Annotated in this window: 21 protein-coding genes; 4 read left to right on the top strand and 17 right to left on the bottom strand. The window is 68.2% G+C overall.

Going from position 1 to position 24,151, the window contains the following annotated elements; translation table 11 throughout:
• Positions 1-10 precede the first annotated feature (10 nt).
• From BACI71_RS14320 to BACI71_RS14270, 11 genes are all read right to left on the bottom strand, one after another.
• Positions 11-1,084, bottom strand: a complete 1,074-nt coding sequence (locus BACI71_RS14320) for a protein-glutamate methylesterase/protein-glutamine glutaminase (RefSeq protein WP_159759714.1) — start codon at positions 1,082-1,084, stop codon at positions 11-13.
• Between the two features lie 6 nt (positions 1,085-1,090).
• A complete protein-coding gene (locus BACI71_RS14315; protein WP_159759712.1) occupies positions 1,091-1,939 on the bottom strand; it encodes a CheR family methyltransferase in 849 nt (282 codons plus the stop codon).
• Positions 1,940-1,958: 19 nt separating this feature from the next.
• Positions 1,959-2,459 carry a chemotaxis protein CheW gene (locus tag BACI71_RS14310; RefSeq protein WP_159759710.1) on the bottom strand — a complete coding sequence of 167 codons (501 nt, stop codon included), beginning with the start codon at positions 2,457-2,459 and terminating at the stop codon, positions 1,959-1,961.
• Positions 2,456-4,129: a methyl-accepting chemotaxis protein gene (locus BACI71_RS14305; RefSeq protein ID WP_159759708.1), complete on the bottom strand. Its 1,674-nt coding sequence runs from the start codon at positions 4,127-4,129 to the stop codon at positions 2,456-2,458. The genes BACI71_RS14310 and BACI71_RS14305 overlap by 4 nt, the downstream gene beginning before the upstream one ends.
• Before the next feature lie 154 nt (positions 4,130-4,283).
• Positions 4,284-6,188: a methyl-accepting chemotaxis protein gene (locus tag BACI71_RS14300; protein WP_159759706.1), complete on the bottom strand. Its 1,905-nt coding sequence runs from the start codon at positions 6,186-6,188 to the stop codon at positions 4,284-4,286.
• A 56-nt stretch (positions 6,189-6,244) separates the two neighbouring features.
• On the bottom strand, positions 6,245-8,038 hold the full coding sequence (locus BACI71_RS14295; protein WP_159759704.1) for a methyl-accepting chemotaxis protein: 1,794 nt from the start codon (positions 8,036-8,038) through the stop codon (positions 6,245-6,247).
• A gap of 75 nt (positions 8,039-8,113) precedes the next feature.
• Positions 8,114-10,027 (bottom strand): methyl-accepting chemotaxis protein, encoded by a 1,914-nt coding sequence (locus BACI71_RS14290; RefSeq protein WP_236552996.1) that lies wholly within the window; start codon positions 10,025-10,027, stop codon positions 8,114-8,116.
• A gap of 33 nt (positions 10,028-10,060) precedes the next feature.
• Entirely contained in the window at positions 10,061-10,543 is a 483-nt protein-coding gene (locus tag BACI71_RS14285; protein WP_159761226.1) for a chemotaxis protein CheW, read from the bottom strand.
• A 19-nt stretch (positions 10,544-10,562) separates the two neighbouring features.
• Positions 10,563-12,527 (bottom strand): chemotaxis protein CheA, encoded by a 1,965-nt coding sequence (locus tag BACI71_RS14280; RefSeq protein ID WP_159759702.1) that lies wholly within the window; start codon positions 12,525-12,527, stop codon positions 10,563-10,565.
• Positions 12,524-12,892, bottom strand: a complete 369-nt coding sequence (locus BACI71_RS14275) for a response regulator (protein WP_159759700.1) — start codon at positions 12,890-12,892, stop codon at positions 12,524-12,526. The genes BACI71_RS14280 and BACI71_RS14275 overlap by 4 nt, the downstream gene beginning before the upstream one ends.
• Positions 12,889-13,200 (bottom strand): STAS domain-containing protein, encoded by a 312-nt coding sequence (locus BACI71_RS14270; protein WP_159759698.1) that lies wholly within the window; start codon positions 13,198-13,200, stop codon positions 12,889-12,891. The genes BACI71_RS14275 and BACI71_RS14270 overlap by 4 nt, the downstream gene beginning before the upstream one ends.
• Positions 13,201-13,466: 266 nt before the next feature.
• On the opposite strand from BACI71_RS14270, the gene BACI71_RS14265 reads away from it, so the two are divergent.
• Positions 13,467-14,321, top strand: coding sequence for an MBL fold metallo-hydrolase (locus BACI71_RS14265; protein ID WP_159759696.1), 855 nt, complete (start codon positions 13,467-13,469; stop codon positions 14,319-14,321).
• Between the two features lie 107 nt (positions 14,322-14,428).
• On the opposite strand, the gene BACI71_RS14260 is transcribed toward BACI71_RS14265, so the two are convergent.
• Positions 14,429-15,274, bottom strand: coding sequence for an endonuclease/exonuclease/phosphatase family protein (locus tag BACI71_RS14260; RefSeq protein WP_159759694.1), 846 nt, complete (start codon positions 15,272-15,274; stop codon positions 14,429-14,431).
• A 246-nt stretch (positions 15,275-15,520) separates the two neighbouring features.
• Here BACI71_RS14260 and cysD point away from each other — a divergent pair, with 246 nt between their 5' ends.
• Genes cysD through BACI71_RS14245 form a run of 3 tightly spaced genes read left to right on the top strand, consistent with a single transcriptional unit; the run spans position 15,521 to position 19,088 of the window.
• The gene (cysD, locus tag BACI71_RS14255) at positions 15,521-16,441 is read left to right on the top strand and encodes a sulfate adenylyltransferase subunit CysD (RefSeq protein ID WP_159759692.1); all 921 of its coding nucleotides are present in this window, start codon (positions 15,521-15,523) and stop codon (positions 16,439-16,441) included.
• Positions 16,441-18,351 (top strand): sulfate adenylyltransferase subunit CysN, encoded by a 1,911-nt coding sequence (gene cysN / locus BACI71_RS14250; RefSeq protein ID WP_159759690.1) that lies wholly within the window; start codon positions 16,441-16,443, stop codon positions 18,349-18,351. The genes cysD and cysN overlap by 1 nt, the downstream gene beginning before the upstream one ends.
• Positions 18,348-19,088: a 3'(2'),5'-bisphosphate nucleotidase CysQ gene (locus BACI71_RS14245; RefSeq protein WP_159759688.1), complete on the top strand. Its 741-nt coding sequence runs from the start codon at positions 18,348-18,350 to the stop codon at positions 19,086-19,088. Before cysN ends, BACI71_RS14245 begins: the two co-directional genes overlap by 4 nt.
• 89 nt (positions 19,089-19,177) lie before the next feature.
• Here the strand turns inward: BACI71_RS14245 and BACI71_RS14240 are convergent, their stop codons facing one another.
• The 5 genes from BACI71_RS14240 to BACI71_RS14220 form a co-directional block, all read right to left on the bottom strand.
• Positions 19,178-19,912 (bottom strand): CPBP family intramembrane glutamic endopeptidase, encoded by a 735-nt coding sequence (locus BACI71_RS14240; RefSeq protein WP_159759686.1) that lies wholly within the window; start codon positions 19,910-19,912, stop codon positions 19,178-19,180.
• Positions 19,909-20,874 (bottom strand): class II fructose-bisphosphatase, encoded by a 966-nt coding sequence (glpX, locus tag BACI71_RS14235; protein ID WP_159759684.1) that lies wholly within the window; start codon positions 20,872-20,874, stop codon positions 19,909-19,911. The genes BACI71_RS14240 and glpX overlap by 4 nt, the downstream gene beginning before the upstream one ends.
• A 90-nt stretch (positions 20,875-20,964) precedes the next feature.
• Entirely contained in the window at positions 20,965-22,386 is a 1,422-nt protein-coding gene (locus BACI71_RS14230) for a carbohydrate porin (RefSeq protein ID WP_159759682.1), read from the bottom strand.
• Between the two features lie 169 nt (positions 22,387-22,555).
• Positions 22,556-23,383, bottom strand: a complete 828-nt coding sequence (gene dapD, locus BACI71_RS14225; RefSeq protein ID WP_159759680.1) for a 2,3,4,5-tetrahydropyridine-2,6-dicarboxylate N-succinyltransferase — start codon at positions 23,381-23,383, stop codon at positions 22,556-22,558.
• Positions 23,380-24,045: a pyrimidine 5'-nucleotidase gene (locus BACI71_RS14220; protein ID WP_159759678.1), complete on the bottom strand. Its 666-nt coding sequence runs from the start codon at positions 24,043-24,045 to the stop codon at positions 23,380-23,382. The genes dapD and BACI71_RS14220 overlap by 4 nt, the downstream gene beginning before the upstream one ends.
• Between the last annotated feature and the right edge of the window lie 106 nt (positions 24,046-24,151).

Raw genomic sequence — 24,151 nt, 5'->3', positions numbered from 1 at the left:
TCCTTCCCTCTCAGCGCGCGGTGGCAGTCAGCAGCTCGCGCGCAATGCGGCCGAGCGGCACGACCTTGTCCGCGGCACCGCGCGCGATCGCTTCCTTCGGCATGCCGAACACGATCGACGTTTCCTCGTCCTGTGCGAAGGTGCGCGCCCCGGCGGTCTTCATCTCCAGCAGCCCGCGCGCGCCATCGTCGCCCATCCCGGTCATGATGATCCCGACCGCATTCGACCCGGCATTGCGCGCCGCCGACCGGAACAGCACGTCGACCGACGGACGGTGCCGCGAAACCAGCGGGCCTTCCTTGACCGATACGACATAGCGCGCGCCCTGCCGCTCCAGCATCGTGTGGCGCAGCCCGCCGGGCGCGATCAACGCGCGGCCACGCATCACCGTGTCGCCATCCTCGGCCTCCTTGACGTCGATCTGGCACAGGCCGTCGAGCCGCCGGGCGAAGGCACGGGTGAAGCTTTCCGGCATGTGCTGGACGATCACGATCCCGGGCGAGTTGGCGGGCAGCGCCTCCAGCACCTCGCGCAACGCCTCGGTGCCGCCGGTCGACGCGCCGATACACACCACCATCTCGGTGGTCTTGCTCATCGCGCGCCCGGTCGGCGGTGGCAGCACCGCGTCGGCGGAGAGCTTTTGCTGCGGCCCGCGGTCCGCCGCCGGGCGCCGGCCGGTCACCCGCGCACGCGCGGCGCCCTTGACGGTCTCCCGGATCATCAGATGCGCTTCGGCGAGATGGTCCGCGATCCCGACGCGCGGCTTGAGGATCACGTCGACCGCGCCGGCCTCCAGCGCCTGGAGCAACGTCTCCGAGCCTTCCTCGACCAGCGACGAGCACATCACCACCGGCACCGGGCATTGCGCCATCAGCCGGCGCAGGAAGGTGATGCCGTCCATGCGCGGCATTTCGACGTCGAGCGTGATGACGTCGGGCACCTCGGCCTGCATGTGGCGCGCGGCGGCGAACGGGTCCGCCGCGGCGGCGATCACCTCGATCTGCGGATCGGCGGAGAGGATCGCGGTCATCGCCTGGCGCACGCTGGCGCTGTCGTCGATCACCAGAACACGGGTCTTCTTCATGGCCGCTCAGATCTTCTTGAAGACGGTGTTGGCGACCGCGGTGAGCGGAAGCGTGAAGCCCGCGACCGATTCCGAATGGCCGAGGAACAGCAGCCCGCCCGGGCGCAGGCACGCCGCCAGCCGCCGCACGACCTGCTCCTGGGTGACCTTGTCGAAATAGATCAGGACGTTGCGACAGAAGATCATGTCCATCGGCTCGCCGACCGGATAGGTATCGTCGATCAGGTTGAGCTGTGCGAAGCCAATCGCGCTGCGCAGCTCGGGGACGATCCGCACCTCCTCGCGCGTCCGGTCGCGCGGACGCAGCACGTAGCGGTGGCGCAGCGCGGGAGGTACCGGCTCGACCATCGCCGCCGCATAGATGCCCCGCCGCGCGGCGGCGAGCACCTCGGTATCGAGGTCGGTGGCGAGAATGCCATAATCCGGGCCCCGCCGGTCACGCGCGAAGGCGTCGAGCACCATCGCGAGCGTATAGGGCTCCGCCCCCGTCGAGCAGGCTGCGCTCCATAGCCGCAGCCGCCGCACGCCCTCGGCCTGCATCTGCGGCAGGGCGACGTTCTGCAGATAGTCGAAATGCTTGGGTTCGCGGAAGAAGTCGGTCTTGTTCGTGGTGACCGCATTCAGCAGGTGCTGCCGCTCGCCGTCGAGATGATCGTCCTCGAACAGCCAGGTGCAATAGTCCCCCAGCGAATCGCGCCCGGTGGCGCGCACCCGCCGCCGCAGCCGCCCCTCGACCATCGTCAGCTTGGCCGGGGGCAGACGGATGCCCGCCTGCGCATAGATATAGCGCGCGATCCGGTCGAAGTCGCGGCGCGACAACGAGTCCTCGGTCGCCGCCCATGCCGGCGCGCTCATGCCGCGCCCCCGACGCGCATCATGCCGCGAGCGTGCCGGGCGTCGCTGCGCCCCCGAGCAGGTCCGCATCGTCGCCAGCGAAGATGCGCGGCAGGTCTAGCAACGCGACGAACCCGTCCTCGCGCCGCAGGATCGCCTCGACGTGCCCGGAGCGCCAGCGCCCGCCCAGATCAGGTGACGGCTCCACCGCGTCGGCACCGAAGCGACTGACGTCGAGGACGCGATCGACCACCAGCCCCAGCACCAGCGGCGCGCCATCAGCGACCGGCACCTCCACCACCAGCACACGGGTCGCCAGCGTCGTCTCGGCCGTCGCGATCCCCAGCCGCACACGCAGGTCGATCATCGGCACCGAGGTGCCGCGCACGTCGGTCAGGCCGAGCAGCCAGGCGGGGGCGTCGGGCATCCGGAACGCCGGACGATGATCGAGAATCTCGCGCACCTCGGTGACCGGAAGCGCGAAGCGTTCCGCCCCGAGCCCGAAGACGACGACCTGAAGTTCCTGTCCTGCGATGCTCATGCTGCACGTCCAAATTCGGCGTCCTCGCCGTCGGGGCCACCATTGGTAAGATCGAGCGCGAAGCCGCGGACGCGCGCCTGCTGCTCGGCGATCGATGCGCCGCGTGCGGCCTTCGCCTTCGTGGCGGGCGCGGCGCTGCGCGCGACGGCGCGCGGGGCGTGACGCGCGGGCTTCCTGCCGCCATCGACGCGGAAGAAGGCGATGCTCTCCTGCAGCTCCTCGGCCTGTCCCGCGAGTTCCTCGGACGTCGACGAAATCTGTTCGGATGCCGAGGCGTTCTGCTGCGTGACCTTGTCGAGCTGCTGGATCGCCTCGTTGATCTGGCTGGCGCCGATATCCTGTTCGCGGCACGCGGCGCTGATCTCGGCGACCAGCTCGGCGGTGCGGCGGATGTCCGGCACCAATTTGGTCAGCATCTCGCCGGCCTGCGCCGCCGCGGTGACCGTTTCCGACGACATGCCACTGATCTCGCCCGCTGCGGTCTGGCTGCGCTCCGCCAGCTTGCGGACCTCGGCGGCGACCACCGCGAAGCCGCGGCCATGCTCCCCGGCGCGTGCCGCCTCGACCGCTGCATTCAGCGCCAGCAGGTCGGTCTGGCGCGCGATTTCCTGCACGATCCCGATCTTCTCCGCAATCGTGCGCATTGCGATGACCGCCTTTTCGACCGCCTGCCCGCTCAGCTCGGCGTCCTGCGACGATTGGCGCGCGATCTTCTCGGTCTGGGTGGCGTTGTCGGCGTTCTGTTTGATGTTCGCCGCCATCTGCTCCATCGATGCCGAGGCCTCCTCGGCGGCGGCGGCCTGCTCGGTCGCGCCCTGGCTCACCTGCTCCGACGACGACGACAGCTGCTGGCTGCCCGCCGCGACGTTCTGCGCCGCCAGCGTGGTCTGGCCGATCGTCTCGCGCAGGCGCAGCGTCATGCGATTAACGGTGTCGACCAGATCCTTGATCTCGTCGTCGCTCCGCACCGCGACCTCGACCGACAGGTCGCCATCCGCCACCGCCGAAACCGCGCTGCTCACGGTCCGCAGCCCCTGCGACACCAACCGCGCGATCCACAGCGCGCCGCCGATCGCGATCAGCAGCGCGGCGATCGCGGTCACCAGCAACGTGGCGCGGGCGTTCGCATAGAGCGTGTCCGACTCGTCATCGGCCCTGGTCAACTGGGACTGGGTCAGCGCGGTCAGCTGCGCCAGCGTCTCACCCAGCTTGGTCGCGATCGTGCGCCCTTCGGTCATCGACAGCGTCGCGGCCTGATCGTTGTGGCCGTTCATCGCCAGCTGGCGGACGCGTTCGCTGACCGCACGATAGCCGTTCCATTCCTCGAGGCTCTTGCGCCACACCGGGCGGCCCTGCTCGGTGGCGATCTTCATCCCGCCTTCGAGGCTGTCACGGACCTTGCGGTCATATTCCACGAACTTGCCGTCGTAATCGCGCTTCAGCGCGACATCGTCGGTAATGATCATGTTCTTTTCGTTGCGGATCGCACGCCCGATATCGCCATCGGCAGTCAGCGAAAGCTGGATGCGCCGCGACGGCCCCTCAACGATCTCGGTGATCATGTCGTTCAACACGCCCACCTTCGACACGCCGACCCCGACGACGAGGCACAGCAGCAGGATCACGACCGTGAAGGTCGCGGCAAGTTTGAGCTTGATCGTGGCGCGCATCCGCAAATCCCTTTCCCCGCGCACCAAGGTGCGCCCTGCGCGACCAGCGTCGCGATTTACCTTCCCTGGTTAACCGAACAGGGATGAAGGAATGGTTCAGGCGCGGGCCGCGGCGCAGGGCGGGGTGGCGCGCGAGCGCCCCCCGCCGCCCCCGTCAGGCCGCGCGACCGAAGTCGGCGTCTTCACCGTCCGGGCCACCGTTGCCCAGATCGAGCGCGAAGCCGCGGACGCGCGCCTGCTGCTCGGCAACCGATGCGGCGCGGGCGACCGGCTTCGCCTTCCTCGCCGGTGCCGCGACGGTGCTGCGCGCCGCGCGCACCGGCTTCCTGCCGTCGTCGACGCGGAAGAAGGCGATGCTCTCCTGCAATTCCTCGGCCTGACCGGCGAGTTCGCCGGAGGTCGACGAGATCTGCTCGGACGCCGAGGCGTTCTGCTGCGTGACCTTGTCGAGCTGCTGGATCGCCTCGTTGATCTGCGTCGCACCGATGTCCTGTTCGCGGCACGCGGCGCTGATCTCGGCGACCAATTCGGCGGTGCGGCGGATGTCGGGGACGAGCTTGACCAGCATCTCTCCAGCCTGCGCCGCCGCGGTCACCGTTTCCGACGACATGCCGCTGATCTCGCCTGCCGCGGTCTGGCTGCGCTCGGCGAGCTTGCGGACCTCGGCGGCGACCACCGCAAAGCCGCGGCCATGCTCGCCGGCCCGCGCCGCCTCGACGGCGGCGTTGAGCGCCAGCAGGTCGGTCTGGCGCGCGATCTCCTGCACGATCCCGATCCGCTCGGCGATCGTGCGCATCGCGCTCACCGCCTTGTCGACCGCCTGCCCGCTCTGCTCGGCATCATGCGACGACTGGCGCGCGATCTTCTCGGTCTGCGTCGCATTGTCGGCGTTCTGTTTGATGTTCGCGGCCATCTGTTCCATCGACGCCGAGGCCTCCTCGGCGGCGGCGGCCTGTTCGGTCGCGCCCTGGCTGACCTGCTCCGACGACGACGACAGCTGCTGGCTGCCCGCCGCGACATTCTGCGCCGCCGTGGTCGCGTCTCCCACGACCCCGCGCAGCCGGTCGACCATCGTCGCCAGCGCGAGACCAAGCTTGTCCTTGTCCGACAGCGGGCGGTGATCGACCGTCAGATCGCCACCGGCGATCTGTTCGGCGGTGCCGGCCACGCCCTCGAGATTGACGCGCAACCCGTCGAGATGGGCGTTCAGCTGATCGCTGAGGCCGCCATAGCGCTGCGCGGTCGCCACCGACGTGTCGCCGCGCGACAACGCGGCGAGCACGGTCGAGATGTCGCCGAACGCGGCCTCGACCGCCGCGACGCTGCCCTGCATCCGCCCGATCTCGTCCTTGCGCTCGTTGGCGAGCGGTGCGGCGAGCCGCGCGAGTGCCTGCGTCACCGTCCCGATCGGACGGCTGATTCCGCGCGTCATCACCAGCCCAATCAGGACCGCGACGACGACGCTGGCGGCCATGCCGCTCCAGATCGCCAGCGTGATGGTCGCGAACGACGCCGCCTGCGCCGCCTGCCGCTGGGTCATCAGCGCGTTTTCGGTGGCGACGATCTCGCCGACCTTGACGCGTAGCTGGTCCATCGCCGCCTTGCCGGCGCCGCTGCCCTCGATCTCGCGCGCCTGTTCGCGCTGCTCGGGATGCGACATCATCCGGATCGCGCGTTCGGCGACATCGTCATGCCAGCTTTGCGCCAGCCGCTTGACGTCGTCGAGCCGGCCCTGCTGGACGGGATTGTCGCTGGTCAGCGTCCTGGCCTGCGACCACTTCTCGGCGAATTGCGTCCAGCCCTGACGATAGGGGGCAAGGAACTGCTCGTTGCCCGACACCAGATAGCCGCGATAGCCGGTTTCCTGATTGACCATGCTGGTCACGATGTCGTTGGCGGTGGCGACGACCTTATAGGTGTGCTCGTTGATCTCCGTGGTCTGGCGCACCGCGCCGGCATTGGACATGATGATGCCGTCCACCGCGACCGTGATGGCGATGATGATGCCGAGGCAGATCATCAGCTTCCGCGAAATCGTCAGGTTGTTGAAGTAGTTCATGGCCGTGGCACCTTTCGCGGGCGTAGCAGGTCGGGGTGGACGGACGGACCCTGCGCTCAGGCCGCGCGGCCGAAGTCCGCGTCCTCGCTGTCGGGACCGCCGTTGTTCAGATCGAGCGCGAAGCCGCGGACGCGTGCCTGCTGGTCGGCGACCGACGCACTCCGCGCGGCGGGACGGGCCTTTTTGGCGGGCGCCGCGGCCGGCGTCCTGGTGCGGGCGGGGGCGCGCGCCGGCTGGCGACCGTCGTCGACACGGAAGAAGGCGATGCTTTCCTGCAGCTCCTCGGCCTGGCTGGCGAGCTCCTCGGAGGTCGAGGAAATCTGCGACGAAGCGGAGGCGTTCTGCTGCGTGACCTTGTCGAGCTGCTGGATCGCCTCGTTGATCTGGCTGGCGCCGATGTCCTGTTCGCGGCACGCGGCGCTGATCTCGGCCACCAGCTCGGCGGTGCGGCGGATGTCCGGCACCAATTTGGTCAGCATCTCGCCGGCCTGCGCCGCCGCGGTCACCGTCTCCGACGACATGCCACTGATCTCGCCCGCTGCGGTCTGGCTGCGTTCGGCGAGCTTGCGGACCTCGGCGGCGACCACCGCGAAGCCGCGGCCATGCTCACCGGCGCGTGCCGCCTCGACCGCTGCATTCAGCGCCAGCAGATCGGTCTGACGGGCGATCTCCTGCACGATCCCGATCTTCTCGGCGATCGTGCGCATCGCGCTGACCGCCTTTTGGACCGCGTGCCCGCTCAGTTCGGCATCCTTCGACGACTGGCGCGCGATCTTCTCGGTCTGCGTCGCATTGTCGGCATTCTGTTTGATGTTCGCCGCCATCTGCTCCATCGATGCCGAGGCCTCCTCGGCGGCGGCGGCCTGCTCTGTCGCGCCCTGGCTCACCTGCTCCGACGACGACGACAGCTGCTGGCTGCCCGCCGCGACATTCTGCGCCGCCAGCGTCGAGTCGCCGACCACCAGCCGCAGGCGGTTGACCATCATGACCAGCGCGTGGCCAAGCTTGTCCTTGTCCGACAGTGGCTGGTGATCGATCGTCAGGTCACCGCCGGCGATCGCGTCAGCGAGCGCCGCGCTCTTGCGCAGGTTGACCGTCATGCGATTGACGGAGTCGACCAGATCCTTGATCTCGTCATTGCTGGTGACGACGACTTCCTGGTCGAGGTCACCGATCGACACCGCCTCGACCGCGACGCCGATCCGCTTCAGCCCGCGTGAGACGGCGAGCGAGATCCACACCGCGCAGGCCACCGACAGCAGCACCGCCGCGGCGCCAACGCCGATCAGCATGTTGCGTGCATCGGCATAGAGGACGTTGGTCGCCTCATCCGCTTCGTGCATCGCGGCGCGCTGGCGGTCGACGATCGTTGCGACGTCGTGGACGACCGCCTCGACCAGCTTCTTCTGCTCGGTTTCGGTGAGTTCGGACGCCTTGGCGTTCTCGTTGGTCGTGCCGAGCACGCTGATCCGCTCATAGACGGGCTTCAGCGCCTGCCAGTCTTCCTTGGCCTTCCGCCACAACGGCTTGTCCGCATCGCTCGCCTTCGCGTCGCCATCGGCCAGCAACCCTTCGAACTCACGCTGGCGGCGCTGCGTGTCGGCATTGTAGCCGGCCATGATCTGCGCGTCGGTGTTCAGCGCCAGCGCCTTCTGGTTGGCCAGCATATAGCCGAGATCGGAATCGATCTGGCCTGCCGAATCAAGTTGCCTGGCCGGCCCGGCGACAATGTCGGTGATCGCGTTGTTGAGCGTGTTGGATTTGGAAATGCCCATCACGACGACGACCAACAACATGACGGTGAGGACCGCGAAGGTGCTCGCCAACTTTGCTTTCAACGTTGCACGCACTGCCGGTTTTCCTTTTGATCAATAATCAAGATTGCGCCGGCCGGTGAGCACCTCGCCGCCCTCTGCGCGGATGGTTCAGGCCGCCCGGCCGAAATCCTCGTCTTCGTCGTCGGGGCCGCCGGTACCCAGGTCGAGCGCGAAACCGCGCGCGCGGGCCTGCTGATCGGCGACTGTCGCGGCGCTGCGCAGCGCTGCCTTGCCCTTGCGTGCCGGCCGCGCCGGACTGCGGACCGGCTTGCGGACGCTGACCGTCGCTTGTGGCTCCGCGGTGCGGAAGAAGGCGATGTTCTGCTCCAGCTCCTCGGCCTGGCTGGCGAGTTCTTCCGAGGTCGAGGAAATCTGCGACGAGGCCGAGGCGTTGAGCTGCGTCACCTTGTCGAGCTGCTGGATCGCCTCGTTGATCTGGCTGGCGCCGATGTCCTGCTCGCGGCACGCGGCGCTGATCTCGGCGACCAGTTCGGCGGTGCGGCGGATGTCGGGCACCAGCTTCGTCAGCATCTCGCCGGCCTGCGCCGCCGCGGTCACCGTCTCCGACGACATGCCGCTGATCTCGCCGGCAGCGGTCTGGCTGCGTTCGGCAAGCTTGCGGACCTCGGCGGCGACCACCGCAAAGCCGCGGCCATGCTCACCGGCGCGTGCCGCCTCGACCGCTGCATTGAGCGCGAGCAGATCGGTCTGGCGGGCGATCTCCTGCACGATCCCGATCTTCTCGGCGATCGTGCGCATCGCGGTGACTGCCTTCTGTACCGCCCGCCCGCTCTGCTCGGCATCCTGCGACGACTGGCGCGCGATCTTCTCGGTCTGCGCGGCATTGTCGGCATTCTGTTTGATGTTGGCGGCCATCTGCTCCATCGACGCCGACGCTTCCTCGGCCGCCGCCGCCTGCTCGGTCGCGCCTTCGCTGACCTGCTCGGCGGTGCTCGACAATTGCTGGCTGCCGGCGGCGACCTGTGCCGAGGCGGCGCTGACCTCGCCGGCGAACTTCGACAGATTGTCGACCAATGTATTGATCGCGGCCTTCATCCGCTCGTGATCGCCTTCGCAGGCGATGGCGACGCGCTGCGTCAGGTCGCCGCCGCTGACCAGCGACAGCACGCGATTGCCCTCGCCGATCGGCAGCAGGATCGCGTCGAGCATCCCGTTGATGCCGCCGACCAATTTGCCGAAGTCACCGGGGAAGCGCGCGACGTCGCCGCGCTCGCTCAGCCGACCGGCGGTCGAGGCGTCGATCAGACGACGGATCTCGCCGATGATCTCGCGCAGATTGCCGCGCAATTCCTCGATCGTGTCGTTGATGAACGCCTTCTTGCCCGGAAAGCGTTCGAGCGGGGCGTCGAAATTGCCCGCCCCGAATTGCTTGATGCACGCCATCGCCTGTTTCTTGACCGCGATATGGCCGCTGACCATCGCGTTGATGCCCTGCGCCATGACCGCGCAGTCGCCGCGGAAGCGCGCGACGGGCACGAAGACGTCGATGTCGCCGCGGTCGTGCTCCGCGGACATGGTGTTCATTTCCTCGATCAGCCCGGTCAGGCTGGCGCGCAGACCCTCGACGGTCTCGTTGATGAACGCCTTCTTGCCCGGGAACGTCTCCAGCGGCGTGTCGAACCGGCCCTCGCCGAGCGCCTTGACGCACGCCAGCGCCTGCTTCTTGACCGCAATGTGCGTCCCGACGAGCGCGTTGATCCCGCCCGCCGCCTGCGCGAGGTCGCCACGGAAAGCCGTCACGGGGATGACCGCATCGATGTCGCCGGCGTCATGCTCGGCGGCCATCCGGTCGATCGCCTCGCGCAGCCGCAGCGACGGGGTCAGCGCCTCGTCGAGCAGGTCGTTGACCGCTTCCAGCAGCTCGCGCGCCGCGCCGCTCGCCTCGTCGGTCGGCGCCCGGCGCGACAGATCGCCGTCGCCCAGCGCGCGCGTAAGCTGGCGTACCTGCGCCAGCGCGTACTCGGATCGGGCGGTCTTCTTGAAAGCGGAGAATAGCGACATGGCAGAACCTCGGAAACGCTGGTGCGACAGGCGTCAGGCGCGCGGCGAAAGCACCGCCGCGAAGATGGCGGTGAGATCGGGCAGGATGATGAGATCGTCGCGCCAGCGGACCAGCCGGCGGACGTAATCGCGATGCCAGCGCATCCCGACGACCGGCGCTTCCTCGCTGGCGTCGGCGGTCAGCGTCGCGACCTCGCGGACGTGGTCGGTGCGCAGCCCGATCAGCGTCGCCTCACCGTCGAACGGCAGCTCGATCACTACGATCCGGCTGTCGGGCGTGGTCTCCGCCGCCTCCATCGCGAAGGCGAGGCGCAGGTCGGCGACCGGCACGATCCGCCCGCGGAAGTTGACGACGTGGCGCACCAGCGCGGGCGCACCGGGCACCAACGTCTCGGGCAGCAGGTCGAGGATCTCGCGGACCATCGTCGCTTCCAGCGCGAGCGTCTCGCCGCCGACGTCGAAGGTCAGGACCTCCAGCTCGCCGCGCTCGTTCCAGGCGGTGTCCGTCGCGGCCATGGCGGCGGCGGCGCGTTGCTTAGCTTGCGGCACGGAGCGTCTCCTCACGGGGTTGCGCCATCGCGACCAGTTGCGCGACGTCGAGGATCAGCGCGACATTGCCGTCGCCGAGGATCGTCGCGCCGGAGAAGCTGCCGACGCCGCGATGGAAGGCCGACAGCGATTTGATGACGGTCTGGTGGTTGCCGATGATCTGGTCGACGACCAGCCCGACGCGCTCGCGCCCGGTGGCGACCACCACGATCTTCTGGTGCGGATCGGGGCGCGTGCCGGTGCTGAACAGGTCGCGCAACCGCACGAACGGTACCAGCCGGTCACGCAGCGTGATGAGGCTGCGTCCGCGCGAGCGCAGGTCGTCCTCGAGCGACAGTTCGAGACATTCCTCGACTGCCGACAGCGGGATGACGTAGCGGCTCTCGCCAACGCGTACCAACAACCCCTCGATGATCGCGAGCGTCAACGGGATGCGCAGCGTGATCGTCGAGCCCCTGCCGGTCTCGCTCACCACGCTGATCGAGCCGCGCAGGCTCTCGATCGTACGCTTGACGACGTCCATGCCGACGCCGCGGCCGGACAGGTTGGTGACCTGCGCGGCGGTCGAGAAGCCGGGGTGGAAGATCAGCCCGAACAGGTCTTCGTCGGCGAGTTGCTGCCCCGGCTCGATCAACCCGTTGGCCTCGCCCTTGGCGCGGACCCGCTCGCGGTCGATCCCGCGCCCGTCGTCAACGATCGTGATGAGCACCTCGCCACCGGCCTGATGCGCGCTCAGCCGCACCAGCCCGGTTTCCGACTTGCCCGCCGCGATGCGGTCGGCCGGAGCTTCGAGGCCGTGGTCGCACGAATTGCGGATGATATGGACCAACGGATCGAACAACCGCTCAATTACGGTCTTGTCGACCTCGGTGGTCTCGCCCGACGTCTGCAGCTCGATCGACTTGCCGGTCTCGCGCGCCAGATCGTGGATCAGGCGGCGGAAACGGCCGAACAGCGACGACACCGGCACCATGCGCAACACCATCATCGTGTCGCGCAACTCGCCGGACAGCCGCTCGATATCCTCGGTGACCGAGCGCAGCAGCAGGTCGTGGCGGTTGTTCGCGAGCTGCGACAGCCGGCTCTGCGCGATCACGAGTTCGCCGACGCGGTCCATCAGCGCGTCGAGCCGGTCGGCGGGGACGCGGACGTTCTCGACGGCGGGCTGGGTCGCGGCAGGCGGGCCGCCGGCGCCGGCCGTCGGCGCGACCGCGTCGACGGGCGTGGCAGTGGCGGGCGTGTCTTCCGAGGCGACCGGCTCGGCTGGTGCCTCGTCGCCCAGCGGCGCGATCTCCAGCGTCATGTCGTCCATGACGAAGATGAACACGTCCTCGATCGCCTCGCGAGAGATGTCGCCGCGCAGGACGACGTCCCAGCCGAGATGGCATTCATCGGGCACCAGCTCGCCCAGCGGCGGCAGCGAATCGGTGCGCACGCGCACCTCCGCCTCGCCCAGATCGCGAAGTTCGTCGAGCAGCATCAGCGGATTGGTGCCGTTCGCCATCGCATCAACGGGCAAGCGGAAGAAAAGCCGCCAGCCCTGCGCGTCCGCCGGCGCGTCGGCCGGCATGCCGCCGCCACCGCGTGCCGCCTCCACCGCCGCGGCGAGCCGCGCGAGGATCGCGTCACCCTCGGCCTGTGGCGCCTCGCCGTCGACCAGCCCCGCCATATGATCGCGCGCCGACAGGATCACCGACACCAGCTCGGCCGTGGCGGGCACCTCGCCCTTGCGGACGCGGTCGAACGCGCTCTCGCAATGGTGTGTGAATGCCGCCAGCGCATCGAAGCCGAACATCGCGCCCGAGCCCTTGAGCGTGTGCAGCCCGCGGAATACCGCGTTCACGAGCGCCATGTCGCCCAGCCGGTGACCGAGGTCGAGCAGCCCCTGTTCGACCTGGTCGAGCAGTTCGCCCGCCTCCACCCGGAAGGTGGCTGTCGGGTCCTCGGTCACTTGCCGAGCACTTTCTGCGCGACGCGGATCAGCTGTTCGGGCTGGAACGGCTTGACCAGCCAGCCGGTCGCGCCCGCCGCCTTTGCCTGCGCCTTCATGTCGGCGTCCGATTCGGTCGAGAGAAAGATGATCGGCACGCCCGCCTGCGCCGGCTGCTGGCGCAGCGCGCGGATCATCGACAGCCCGTCCATGTTGGGCATGTTGAGATCGGTGACGATCATGTCGAAGCGCGTGCCGGTCGCCTTGGCGAGCCCGTCGGCGCCGTCGACCGCCTCGGTCACGGCATAGCCGGCGCCGGTGAGCGCGATGCGGATCGCCATCCGCAGGCTGGCGCTGTCGTCAACGGTAAGGATCGAGGCGGTCATTGCGCGGAGTCTCCGTGAAACCAGAAGGCCGCGTCGTCGTCGGACGCGGGAGTAAAGCCGGCGCGCGCCAGCAGCGCGCGGAACGGCGCGCCGACCGGGGCGGTCAGCGCGAAATCGCGGCCGTCGTCGCGCGCGCTGCGCCGCGCCGACTCGACCAGTTGCACCACGCTCAGATCGGGTGCGGCGACCGCCGACAGATCGAGCCGGACGACGTCGCCGGCGGCGAACGCCTGCAACAGATCGTCGGCGAGCAGTCCGATCGACGGCAGGCACAGGTCGCCGGCCGCGACCACGGGGGTGATCGACATGAACTTGGTGCTCCTTGACCCGACGTCGGACCCACCGTGACAAGCCGTGGCGCCGGGCGCCTGTTACGCTGTGGATCGCGCCGTCCCGCGCGCCGAAAACCGAGATCGGCGCCTGAGCCGGGGTCCTCCCCTACAACCGCCGTGCTATCGTGCAGGAGTAAAATGACCATTAACCCGCCGAACAATGAGGTCGGTTAGAGAATCAGGCTGATCGACGTAATGTCAGCAACTTGGCTAATATCTTACGGTCGGGGCGGAGGTGCCCGATGAGAATTTTCCATCTGAATTGCGGAACTGATTGTCCGGTCGGGGGCGCGTTGTTTGACGGGCGCAGTCTTGGCCCCCTTGGCCGGATCGTCTGCCATTGTCTGTTGATTGAGACCGACGGCCATGGTCTGGTACTGGTCGACACCGGCTATGGCCTGCGCGACGTCGCGCATCCGCACCGGCGGCCCGACCCGCGGATCAGCGTGCCGTGGCGGATGATGCTCAACATCCGACTTCACGAGCGCGACACCGCGATCCGCCAGATCGAGGCGCTGGGCTATCGCGCCGACGACGTTCGCCACATTGTCGCGACGCATCTCGACTTCGATCATGCCGGCGGGCTGGAGGATTTTCCGAACGCCACCGTTCACGTCATGCAGCGCGAATATGACGACGCCACCGGTCCGCGCGCGGGGGCCGTCGCGCGCAACCGCTGGCGCCCGGCGCAGCTCGACGACGTGCAGCGCTGGGAACGCTATGGCGCGCGCGGCGAGCGGTGGTTCGGGTTCGACGCCGTGCGCGATCTGGAAGGATTGCCGCCCGAGATCCTGATGGTGCCGCTACCCGGCCATACCTGGGGCCATGCCGGCGTGGCGGTGCGGCAGGACGACGGGCGCTGGCTGCTCCACGCCGGCGACGCGTATTTCTATCGCGGCGAGATGCGCGCGGCGCGGCGGCGCTGTACGCCGGGATTGCGCGCCTATCAGCGACTGATGGAGGTCGACGCCACCGCGCGGCTCGACAATCAGCAGCGACTGCGCCGGCTGTCGATCGAGCGGCGCGACTCGGTGACCGTCACCTGTACCCACGATCCGGTCGAGCTGGAGCGATTGCAGGCGGGGATGCCGTTGTAGGACGCGACGCCGATATTTCGTCGCCCCGGACTTGATCCGGGGCCCCGCTCCTTTTTCCGTAAGGCGCAGGAAGCGGGATCCCGGATCAAGTCCGGGATGATGGAGGATTACTCCCCCTTCAGATCGGCGACGATCGGGAAATGGTCGGACGGGTAGCGCATACCCTCGTGCGTGGTCAGCACCTTCGCCGCCACCGGGCGGAAGCTCTTGACGAGGATATAGTCGATCCATTTCCCCGCCTCGGGCGTGCCGGTGAAGTCGTGGAACGTACCACTCGGCGCGTCGGGGGTGCGCGCGAGGCGCGAGGCGTCGGTGAGGAACGCGGTCAGCCGGCGGACCGCGGCGCTGTCCGGCGTGGTGTTCAGATCGCCGGTCAGCACGATCGGCAACCCCCTGGCGATCGCCGGCAGCCGCGCAGCGATCAGCGCGGCGGAGCGGTTGCGCGCGTCCTCGTCCTCCGCGCCGCGGTGCGCGAAGTGCGTGTCGGCCATCAGGAAGCGGCGCTTCGTCCTGCCGGTCGTCTCGAACACGCCCCACGTCACCATGCGCGGCAGGTTCGCGCCCCAGCTGATCTTGCCCGGCATCTCGGGGGTCTCGGATAGCCAGAAATCGCCGCTGCGGATCAGCTTCAGCCGGTCGGTGCGGTAGAAGACGCCCATATGCTCGCCCTTGTGCCCGCCGTCGCGATCGCGCCCGAACCAGCGATAGCGCGGCAGCGCGCGGACGATGTCGTCGCCCTGCGTCTTGAGCAGTTCCTGCGTGCCGATCACGTCCGGGTTCGCCTCGCGCACCGTCTGCATGAACAGGTCGCGCCGGGCGGGCCACACGTTGGGGCCGTCGCAATCGCAGGCGAAACGGACGTTGAAGGTCATCACGCGCACGTCCTGCGCGGCCGCGCCGCTCGCGGTCACCAGCGCCGCCGCCGCGACTGCCACCATCATCAAACGCTTCATCTGCAACCCTTTCTTTTGATGCGCTCCACTATCCACAAGCAACCGTCATTGCGAGCGCAGCGAAGCAATCCAGTGTCGGCCCCGGACGTCCCGGATTGCTTCGCTACGCTCGCAATGACGGCCCTCGTGCAAAAGCTGCCATTGCCCCGCCGCAACCAATTCCACGCCCCGCTGCCACGTGTTTCCGCGCAAGGGATGACAGATGCATAACGACCGGACACGCGTGTCCGGCGTAAAGGGAAGCGAATGTCACGGTTGCTCGATCATCACCGGCTCACCCATTTGCAACGGCTCGAGGCCGAGGCGATCCACATCATGCGCGAGGTGGTGGCCGAGGCGAACAATCCCGTGATGCTCTATTCGGTCGGCAAGGACAGCGCGGTGATGCTGCATCTCGCGCGCAAGGCGTTCTTCCCCAGCCCCCCGCCCTTCCCGCTGCTGCATGTCGACACGACGTGGAAGTTCCGCGAGATGTACGCTTTGCGCGACCGGATGGCGGCGGAGAGCGGGATGACCCTGCTCGTCCACCAGAATCCCGAGGCGATCGAGCGCGGGATCAATCCGTTCGACCATGGCGCGCTCCACACCGACATGTGGAAGACCGAGGGGCTGAAGCAGGCGCTCGACCATTACGGATTCGACGCTGCGTTCGGCGGCGCGCGCCGCGACGAGGAGAAGAGCCGCGCCAAGGAGCGGATCTTCAGCTTCCGCACCGCCACGCACGGCTGGGACCCGAAGAACCAGCGGCCCGAGCTGTGGAACCTCTACAACGCCCGCAAGAACAAGGGCGAGAGCATCCGCGTCTTCCCGATCTCGAACTGGACCGAGCTGGATATCTGGCAATATATCCATCTGAACGACGTGCCGATCGTCCCGCTCTATTTCGCCGCCGAGCGCCCGACCGTCGAGCGCGACGGGATGCTGCTGATGGTCGATGACGATCGCTTCCGGTTGCTGCCCGGCGAGGCGCCGGTGCTGCGCTCGATCCGCTTCCGCACGCTCGGCTGCTATCCGCTGACCGGCGCGGTCGAGAGCCATGCGACGACGCTGCCGCAGGTGATCCAGGAGACATTGCTCACCACCACCAGCGAGCGGCAGGGGCGCGCGATCGACAAGGATGCCGGCGGCGCGGGGATGGAAGTGAAGAAGCAGCAGGGGTATTTCTGATGAGCACTGCACCTGCTTACGTTGTGGACGATCTGGTCGCGCGCGACATCGATGCGTATCTCGACAGTCATCAGCACAAGACGATGCTGCGCTTCATCACCTGCGGCTCGGTCGATGACGGCAAGTCGACGCTGATCGGGCGGCTGCTCTACGATTCGAAGATGATCTTCGAGGATCAGCTCGCCGCGCTGGAAAGCGATTCGCGCAAACAGGGCACGCAAGGGCAGGAGATCGACTTCGCGCTCTTGGTCGACGGGCTCGCCGCCGAGCGCGAGCAGGGGATCACGATCGACGTCGCCTATCGATTCTTCAATACCGAGAAGCGCAAGTTCATCGTCGCCGACTGCCCCGGCCACGAACAATATACCCGCAACATGGTGACGGGCGCATCGACCGCCGACCTCGCGGTGATCCTGATCGACGCGCGCAAGGGCGTGCTGACGCAGACGCGGCGGCACAGCTACCTCTGCCACCTGATCGGGATCCGCAACATCGTGCTGGCGGTCAACAAGATGGATCTGGTCGGCTACGATCAGGCGACGTTCGACGCGATTGTCGCGGATTACACCGCCTTCGCGCGCTCGATCGGGATCGAAGGGTTCACCGCGCTGCCGATCTCCGGCTTCAGGGGCGACAACATCACCGCCCGGTCGGCGAACACCCCCTGGTATCACGGGCCGACTTTGGTCGAGCATCTGGAGACGGTCGAGGTGCTCGCGTCGGTCGATGCCGACAAGCCGTTCCGGATGCCGGTGCAATGGGTCAACCGCCCGCACCTAGACTTCCGCGGCTTCTCGGGGTTGATCGCGACCGGGCGCGTCGCGGTGGGGGACAAGGTGCGCGTGCTGCCGTCGGGCAAGACCTCGGCGGTGACGCGGATCGTCACGCTCGACGGCGATCTGGAGCAGGCGGTCGCCGGGCAGTCGGTGACGCTCTGCTTCGCCGACGAGATCGACTGTTCGCGCGGCGATGTGATCGCCGCCGCCGAACAACCGCCCGAGGCCGCCGACCAGTTCGAGGCGACCTTGGTGTGGCTCGACGATGCGGCGCTGCGCGTCGGGCGCGGCTATTGGCTCAAGCTGGGGACGCAGACCGTCTCGGCGACCGTCCAGCAGCCGAAATACGTCGTCAACGTCAACACGCTCGAACAGCTCGCCGCCAAGACGCTCGACCTCAACGCGATCGGCGTCGCCGAGCTGACCACCGACCGTGCGATCGTGTTCGAGCCCTATGCCGACAATCGCACGCTCGGCGGGTTCATCCTGATCGACAAACTCACCAACGCGACGGTCGCGGCGGGGATGCTGCATTTCAGCCTGCGCCGCGCGCAGAACGTCCATTGGCAGGCGGTCGACGTCGGCCGCGACGCCCATGCCGCGCTCAAGGACCAGAAGCCGGCGGTCTTGTGGTTCACCGGCCTGTCGGGGTCGGGCAAGTCGACGATCGCCAATCTGGTCGAAAAGCGGCTCCACACGCTCGGGCGGCATACCTTCCTGCTCGACGGCGACAATGTCCGCCACGGGCTCAACAAGGATCTCGGCTTCACCGAGGCCGACCGGATCGAGAACATCCGCCGTGTCGGCGAGGTCGCGAAGCTGATGACCGACGCCGGGCTGATCGTGCTGACCGCGTTCATCAGCCCGTTCCGCGCCGAGCGCGAGATGGTGCGCGCGATGCTCCCCGCGGGCGAGTTCGTCGAGGTGTTCGTCGACACGCCGTTCGAGGAAGCCGAGCGCCGCGACGTGAAGGGCCTCTACAAGAAGGCGCGCGCCGGATTGCTCAAGAACTTCACCGGCATCGACAGCCCCTATGAGCGCCCCGCCGCGCCCGAGGTGCGGATCGACACCACCGTCACCACCCCCGAGCAGGCCGCCGAGCAGATCGTCGACCTGCTGCTGCGCCGCGCATGACCGTGGAGACGAGCGACGCGGCACTGGCAGCGCATCTCGCCGAGGTGGCGGGCGCGCTGCTGCTGACGGTGCGCGACAGCGCGGCGCTGACCGAGCAGGCGCTGGCGAAAGCGGGGGATGCCATCGCCAACCGCTTCTTGGTCGAGGCGTTGCGTGCGCAGCGTGGCGCGGACGGGTTGCTGTCCGAGGAGGAAAAGGACTGCCCGGTCCGTCTCGATCGCTCGCGGGTGTGGATCGTCGATCCGGTCGACGGCACGCGCGAATATGCCGAGCGGCGCGCCGATTGGGCGGTGCATGTCGGGCTGGCGATCGACGGCGTGCCGACGACCGGCGCGGTCGCCTTGCCCGCGGCGGGGCTCGTGCTGCGCAGCGACGCGCCGCGCGCAGTCCCGCCCGCGCCCGAAAAGCTGCGGATGGTGGTCAGCCGCTCGCGCCCCGCGCGCGAAGCGGTGGCGGTCGCCGAGGCGCTGGGCGCGGAGCTGGTACCGATGGGGAGCGCGGGCGCGAAGGCGATGAGCATCATCCTCGGCCAGTCCGACATCTACCTTCATTCGGGCGGGCAATATGAGTGGGACAGTTGCGCCCCCGCCGCGGTAGCGCGCGCGCATGGGCTGCACGTCAGCCGCATCGATGGGTCACCGCTGATCTATAATTGCGCGGACACGTACATGCCGGACCTGCTGATCTGCCGGCACGAGCATGTCGCGCCGGTGTTGGCGGCGTTGGGGCAAATCTAACTTTTCGTCGCCGGAATTTCCTCCCCACTCGTCATTGCGAGCGTAGCGAAGCAATCCAGAGTCGGATCAGGACGCCCTGAACCGCTTCGCTACGCTCGCAATGACGGCCTAGCCAACTTCCCCGCCAACACCGGTCGCAACACCAAACCATTGAGGTCGATTGCGGCATGGACGAGCATCGCCGCCCACAGTCGCCCTGACACCAGATACACCACCGTCAGCAACACGCCCGCGATCACGGTTCCCATCACCCCGCGCGCGCCCTGATAGCGATGCGCATAGCCAAACGCCGCCGTCGCCCCCACGAAGCCGAGCAGCGCCGACCCCGTAACGATCGCGATCAGCAACGGCAGCAGCAGCCGGAAGAACATCTCCTCGGCCACGCCCGCCACGATCGCGAGCAGTACGCCCCAGCCGAGTTCGGCGCGGCGCATCGGCGTGACCGCGCGCACATCGCCCAGCGTCACGCTCCGACCGCGCCGTTCGAGGACGGCGGCGATCACGACCCCGGCGGCCGCACCGATCGCCAACGGCGCCCACCCCGGCTGCCCGATCCACGCGACCGCCAGCATCCGCGCCGAGCGCAATTCAGACGGGAAATGCTGGACCGAGTCGATCCGGCCCAGCGCGACGAGCAACAGCACGGAGACCGCGCCGAAATGCACCAGCGGGCGCAGCGCCAGCCGCGCGAACCAGCGATGCCGCACCGCGCCCGGCACGACCGCAGGCGGGCGCGGCCAATAGCCGACGCGAGCACCGTGCAGCAGCAGCGCAAGGCTCGCCAGCGCCAGCGCCAACGCCAGCGCCGCGCCGGCCACGATCACGGGTTCAGGCGGTGCTCGCCCTTCACCCAGCGCACCGTGCCCGAGGAGGCGCGCATCACGACGCTCTCGGTGGTCATCTTGCCGCCGACGCGGCGCACGCCTTCGAGCAGCGAGCCGTCGGTGACGCCGGTCGCCGCGAAGATGCAGTCGCCCTTCGCCAGATCCTTGAGATCATATTGGCGGTCGAGATCCTCGATCCCCCATTTGCGCGCGCGACCGCGCTCGTCGTCGTTGCGGAACAAGAGGCGGCCCTTGAATTGCCCGCCGACGCAGCGCAGCGCCGCGCACGCCAGCACACCCTCCGGCGCGCCGCCCGAGCCCATATACACGTCGATCGTCGTGTCGGGGTCGCTGGTCGCGATCACGCCCGCGACGTCGCCGTCGCCGATCAGCACCACGCCGCAGCCAATGCTGCGCAACTCGGCGATCAACGCTTCGTGGCGCGGACGGTCGAGGACGCAGGCGATGATGTCCTTGGGTGCGACGCCCTTGGCCGCCGCGATCGCCTGGACATTTTCGGTCGGCGTGCGATCGAGGTCGATCACGCCCGCCGGCAGCCCGGGGCCGACCGCGAGCTTGTCCATATAGACGTCGGGCGCGTTGAGCAGGCCGCCCTTCTCGGCGATCGCCAGCACCGCCAGGCTGTTCGGCCCCGACTTGGCGCAGATCGTCGTGCCCTCCAGCGGATCGAGCGCGATGTCGATCGCCGGTCCCTGCCCGCTGCCGACCTTCTCGCCGATGAACAGCATCGGCGCCTCGTCGCGCTCGCCCTCGCCGATCACCACCGTGCCATCGATGTCGAGTTCGTTGAGCGCGGCGCGCATCGCCTCGACCGCGGCAGCGTCGGCGGCCTTTTCGTCACCGCGCCCGGTCAGCGTCGAGGCGGCGATCGCCGCGGCTTCGGTGACGCGCACCATCTCCAGCACGAGCACACGGTCGAGAACCTTGCTGGCAGTCGGCATGGGAAGTCCTTCTTCTCTGATCGCTTCGGGATAGGCGCGCCACATGACGGTGTCGAGGCATTTTGTTTTACATGTTATACAAGATCGCCGTCAGAGCGTCAGCGCGGCCTTCAGTCCGACGACGCCGACATCGGGTGCGCCGCGCACGCCGCCGGGCTGGTGGACCCATTGCACGTTCGGGCGCAGCTCGAGCCAGTCGATCGGGTGCAGGCTGTAATAGACCTCGGCGGCATATTCGGCATCGCGCACGGGCGTGCCCGGCATCAGTTCGTCAGCGCGCGCGGCGCGGCCGCTGACGTTGGTGCGTGCGACCGCGACGCCCAGCACGTCACCGGGAAGTGCCGGCACCAGCCCCTTGTAGAACAGCCCGAGCGAAACCTGATTGTCGGTGACGCTGGTCTTGCGGTCGGTCTGCGTCACGTTGAGGAAGACGCCCAGCCCGGTCAGCGACTTGCCGCCCTTGGACGTGCCAGTGAGTTGCTGCTGCATCGTGAAATAGACGCCGTAGCGGCCCGAGCGCCGTAGCGGCGCGACGCCGGTCAGGACGATCGGGCGGCGGTCGCGGTCGAGCAGCACGTCGTCGCCATCGGCGGTCGCGATCCAGCCGCCGACCTTGTACGACCCGACCTTGCCATCGTCGCCGCCGCGGCTGACGCCGGTCTCGACCGGGATCAGCACGCCGGTCGCGCCGTGGAAGTGACCGACGAAGAAGTCCTTCTCCAGATTGCGCGGGTTGATCTCATACACCGCGCCCTGCACGTAGCGATCGCCGTCGAGCGCGACGCGCACCCGCGCGCCCCACTGGCTGACCGGCCAATTGTACCAGTAATCGCCCGCCAGATTGCCGGGCTGCGCACCGCAGAAGCTGAGGTTCATGAAGTGGCAGGAGAAGGCCGCGAAATCCTCGCCGGGGTTGGTGCGCCCCAGCTTCACCTCGGTCTTCGTCCCGATCTTCTGCTCCCACCACCATTGCGTAAGGCGCACCGTCTGCCCGCGGCCGTAAATTTCCTGCACCTGTTGCAGCGTGTCGAGGCCCGCATCGGTGGTCAGGTCATAACCGCGCCGCCACGTCACCGTGGCCTGCACCGCGCCGCCGGTGATCCCGGCCAGCTTCTCCATATCGAGCAGCGCGCCGACGTCGAACTGACCGGTCTCGCGGAACAGCTTCCGGTCGCCGCCGGCAAAATTATACCCGCTCTCCGAGGCATAACGCGCGGTCAGCCCGATCCCGCGCCGGCCGAGCCGCGTGCGGATCTCCTGCCAGTCGCCGATCAGCCCCGGCGGCGGCGAACTCTGCGTGTCGCCGACCAACGACGAGGGCGAGGTGTCGTGCGGGCGGCGCGCGGCCGGGGTACGCGGCTGGCGCTGCGTATCGCCGGAACGGGTCGTCGCGCTCGCGCCCGGCTTGGGCGCATTGGGGTCGTCGGGCGGCGATGCGCCTATATCGACCTGCTGCGCCTGTGCCGTACCCGCCACCAGCAACGCGGCGGCGGCGAAAAGCCCCTTCCTCATCTACCCTCGCGACCTTCTTGATTGTCGTTACGTCGCGGCAACGAAGAAGCGCGGGAAAGGTTCGGAGGGTTTTCGGCTCGGGTCATTGCGAGCGTAGCGAAGCAATCCGGGTCGTTCTGATCCGTCCCTGGATTGCTTCGCTACGCTCGCAATGACGGAACCCGCCGGATCAGTCGCGCAGCAGGTCGTTGATGCTGGTCTTGCTGCGGGTCTGCGCATCGACGCGTTTGACGATCACCGCGCAATAGAGCGCCGGCTTGCCGTCGCCGCCACCGATCGAACCGGGCACGACCACCGCATAGGGCGGCACCTCGCCGCGGAACGTCTCGCCGGTCGCGCGGTCGATGATCTTGGTCGAGGCGCCGAGATAGACGCCCATCGACAGCACCGCGCCCTCGCCGACGCGCACGCCCTCCGCGACCTCGGCGCGCGCGCCGATGAACGCGCCATCGCCGATGATGACCGGATCGGCCTGCAACGGCTCGAGCACGCCGCCGATGCCGGCACCGCCCGAGAGGTGGACGTTCTTGCCGATCTGCGCGCAGCTGCCGACCGTCGCCCAGGTGTCGACCATCGTGCCTTCACCGACATAGGCGCCGATGTTGACGAAGCTCGGCATCAGGATCGCGCCCTTGCCGACGAACGCGCCGCGCCGCACGATGCTGCCCGGCACCGCGCGGAAGCCGGCGCTGCGGAACTCGGCCTCGCTCCAGCCCGAGAATTTGCTCGGCACCTTGTCGAACCAGTGGCCGGCGCCGGGGCCGTTATCGATCAAGGCATTGTCGTTGAGGCGGAAGCTGAGCAGCACCGCCTTCTTGAGCCATTGGTTGACGCGCCAGCCGCCATTGCCGTCGGGCTCGGCGACCCGCGCCTGCCCGGCATCGAGCAGCGCCAGCGCCCGGTCGACCGCGACGCGCACCTCGCCCCCGGTGGTCAGCCCCAGCTCGGCGCGGTTCTCCCACGCGGCATCGATCGTGGCGGAAAGCTCGGCGGTCATTGGTCCTCCAAAACAGACTGGACCCACGCGGTGACGTCGGTCACGCGGTGGTCGACATAGGATCGGTCGGCGTCGTGGTCCTGCTCGGACCCGTTGTCCACCCAGACGGTGGTCATCCCGATCGCCTTGGCGGGCTTGAGGTTGCGCGCCATGTCCTCGACGAACAGCGCGCGGGTCGGTTCGATATCGAACGCGGCGCACAGCCCGGCATAGGCCGCCACCGCAGGCTTCGGCACCAGGTCCATCGCGACGATGTCGTGGACCGCCTCGAAACTCTGCCCGAGGCCGAGCCGCTCCAGCACCTTGAGCGCATAGGGGCGGTCGCCGTTGGTGAAGACCAGCTTGCGCCCCGGCAGTCGTGCGATCGCGGCGGCGAGCGGGGCATTCTCTTCCAGCGCATCCATCTCGATGTCGTGGACATAGGCGAGGAAGGCATGCGGATCGACGTCGTGGTCCGCCATCAACCCGGCGAGCGTGGTGCCGTGGCCGAGGAAATATTCCTTCTGGATGCGGCGCGCCTCGATGGGATCGACGTTCAGGAAGTCGGCGATGAACGCGGTCATCCGGCGGTCGATGTGCGCGAACAGGTCGGCGCTCGCCGGGTAGAGCGTGTTGTCGAGGTCGAAGATCCACGTATCGACGTGCGGGAAGGCCGGGTGCATGGCGCGGCGCTTTAGTGGGTTTGGCGAAGGCAGTCACCCCGCACGCAAACTCCTGCTATCCTGCCGCCAACCGTAACTCCGCTGGCAGTCCTCCGCTTGGCTCCCC

Source organism: Sphingomonas sp. 8AM (assembly GCF_902506455.1).
Classification (GTDB): domain Bacteria; phylum Pseudomonadota; class Alphaproteobacteria; order Sphingomonadales; family Sphingomonadaceae; genus Sphingomonas.
The sequence above is the reverse complement of the archived record's forward strand: the minus strand, read 5'-3'. Positions and strand labels throughout refer to the sequence as shown.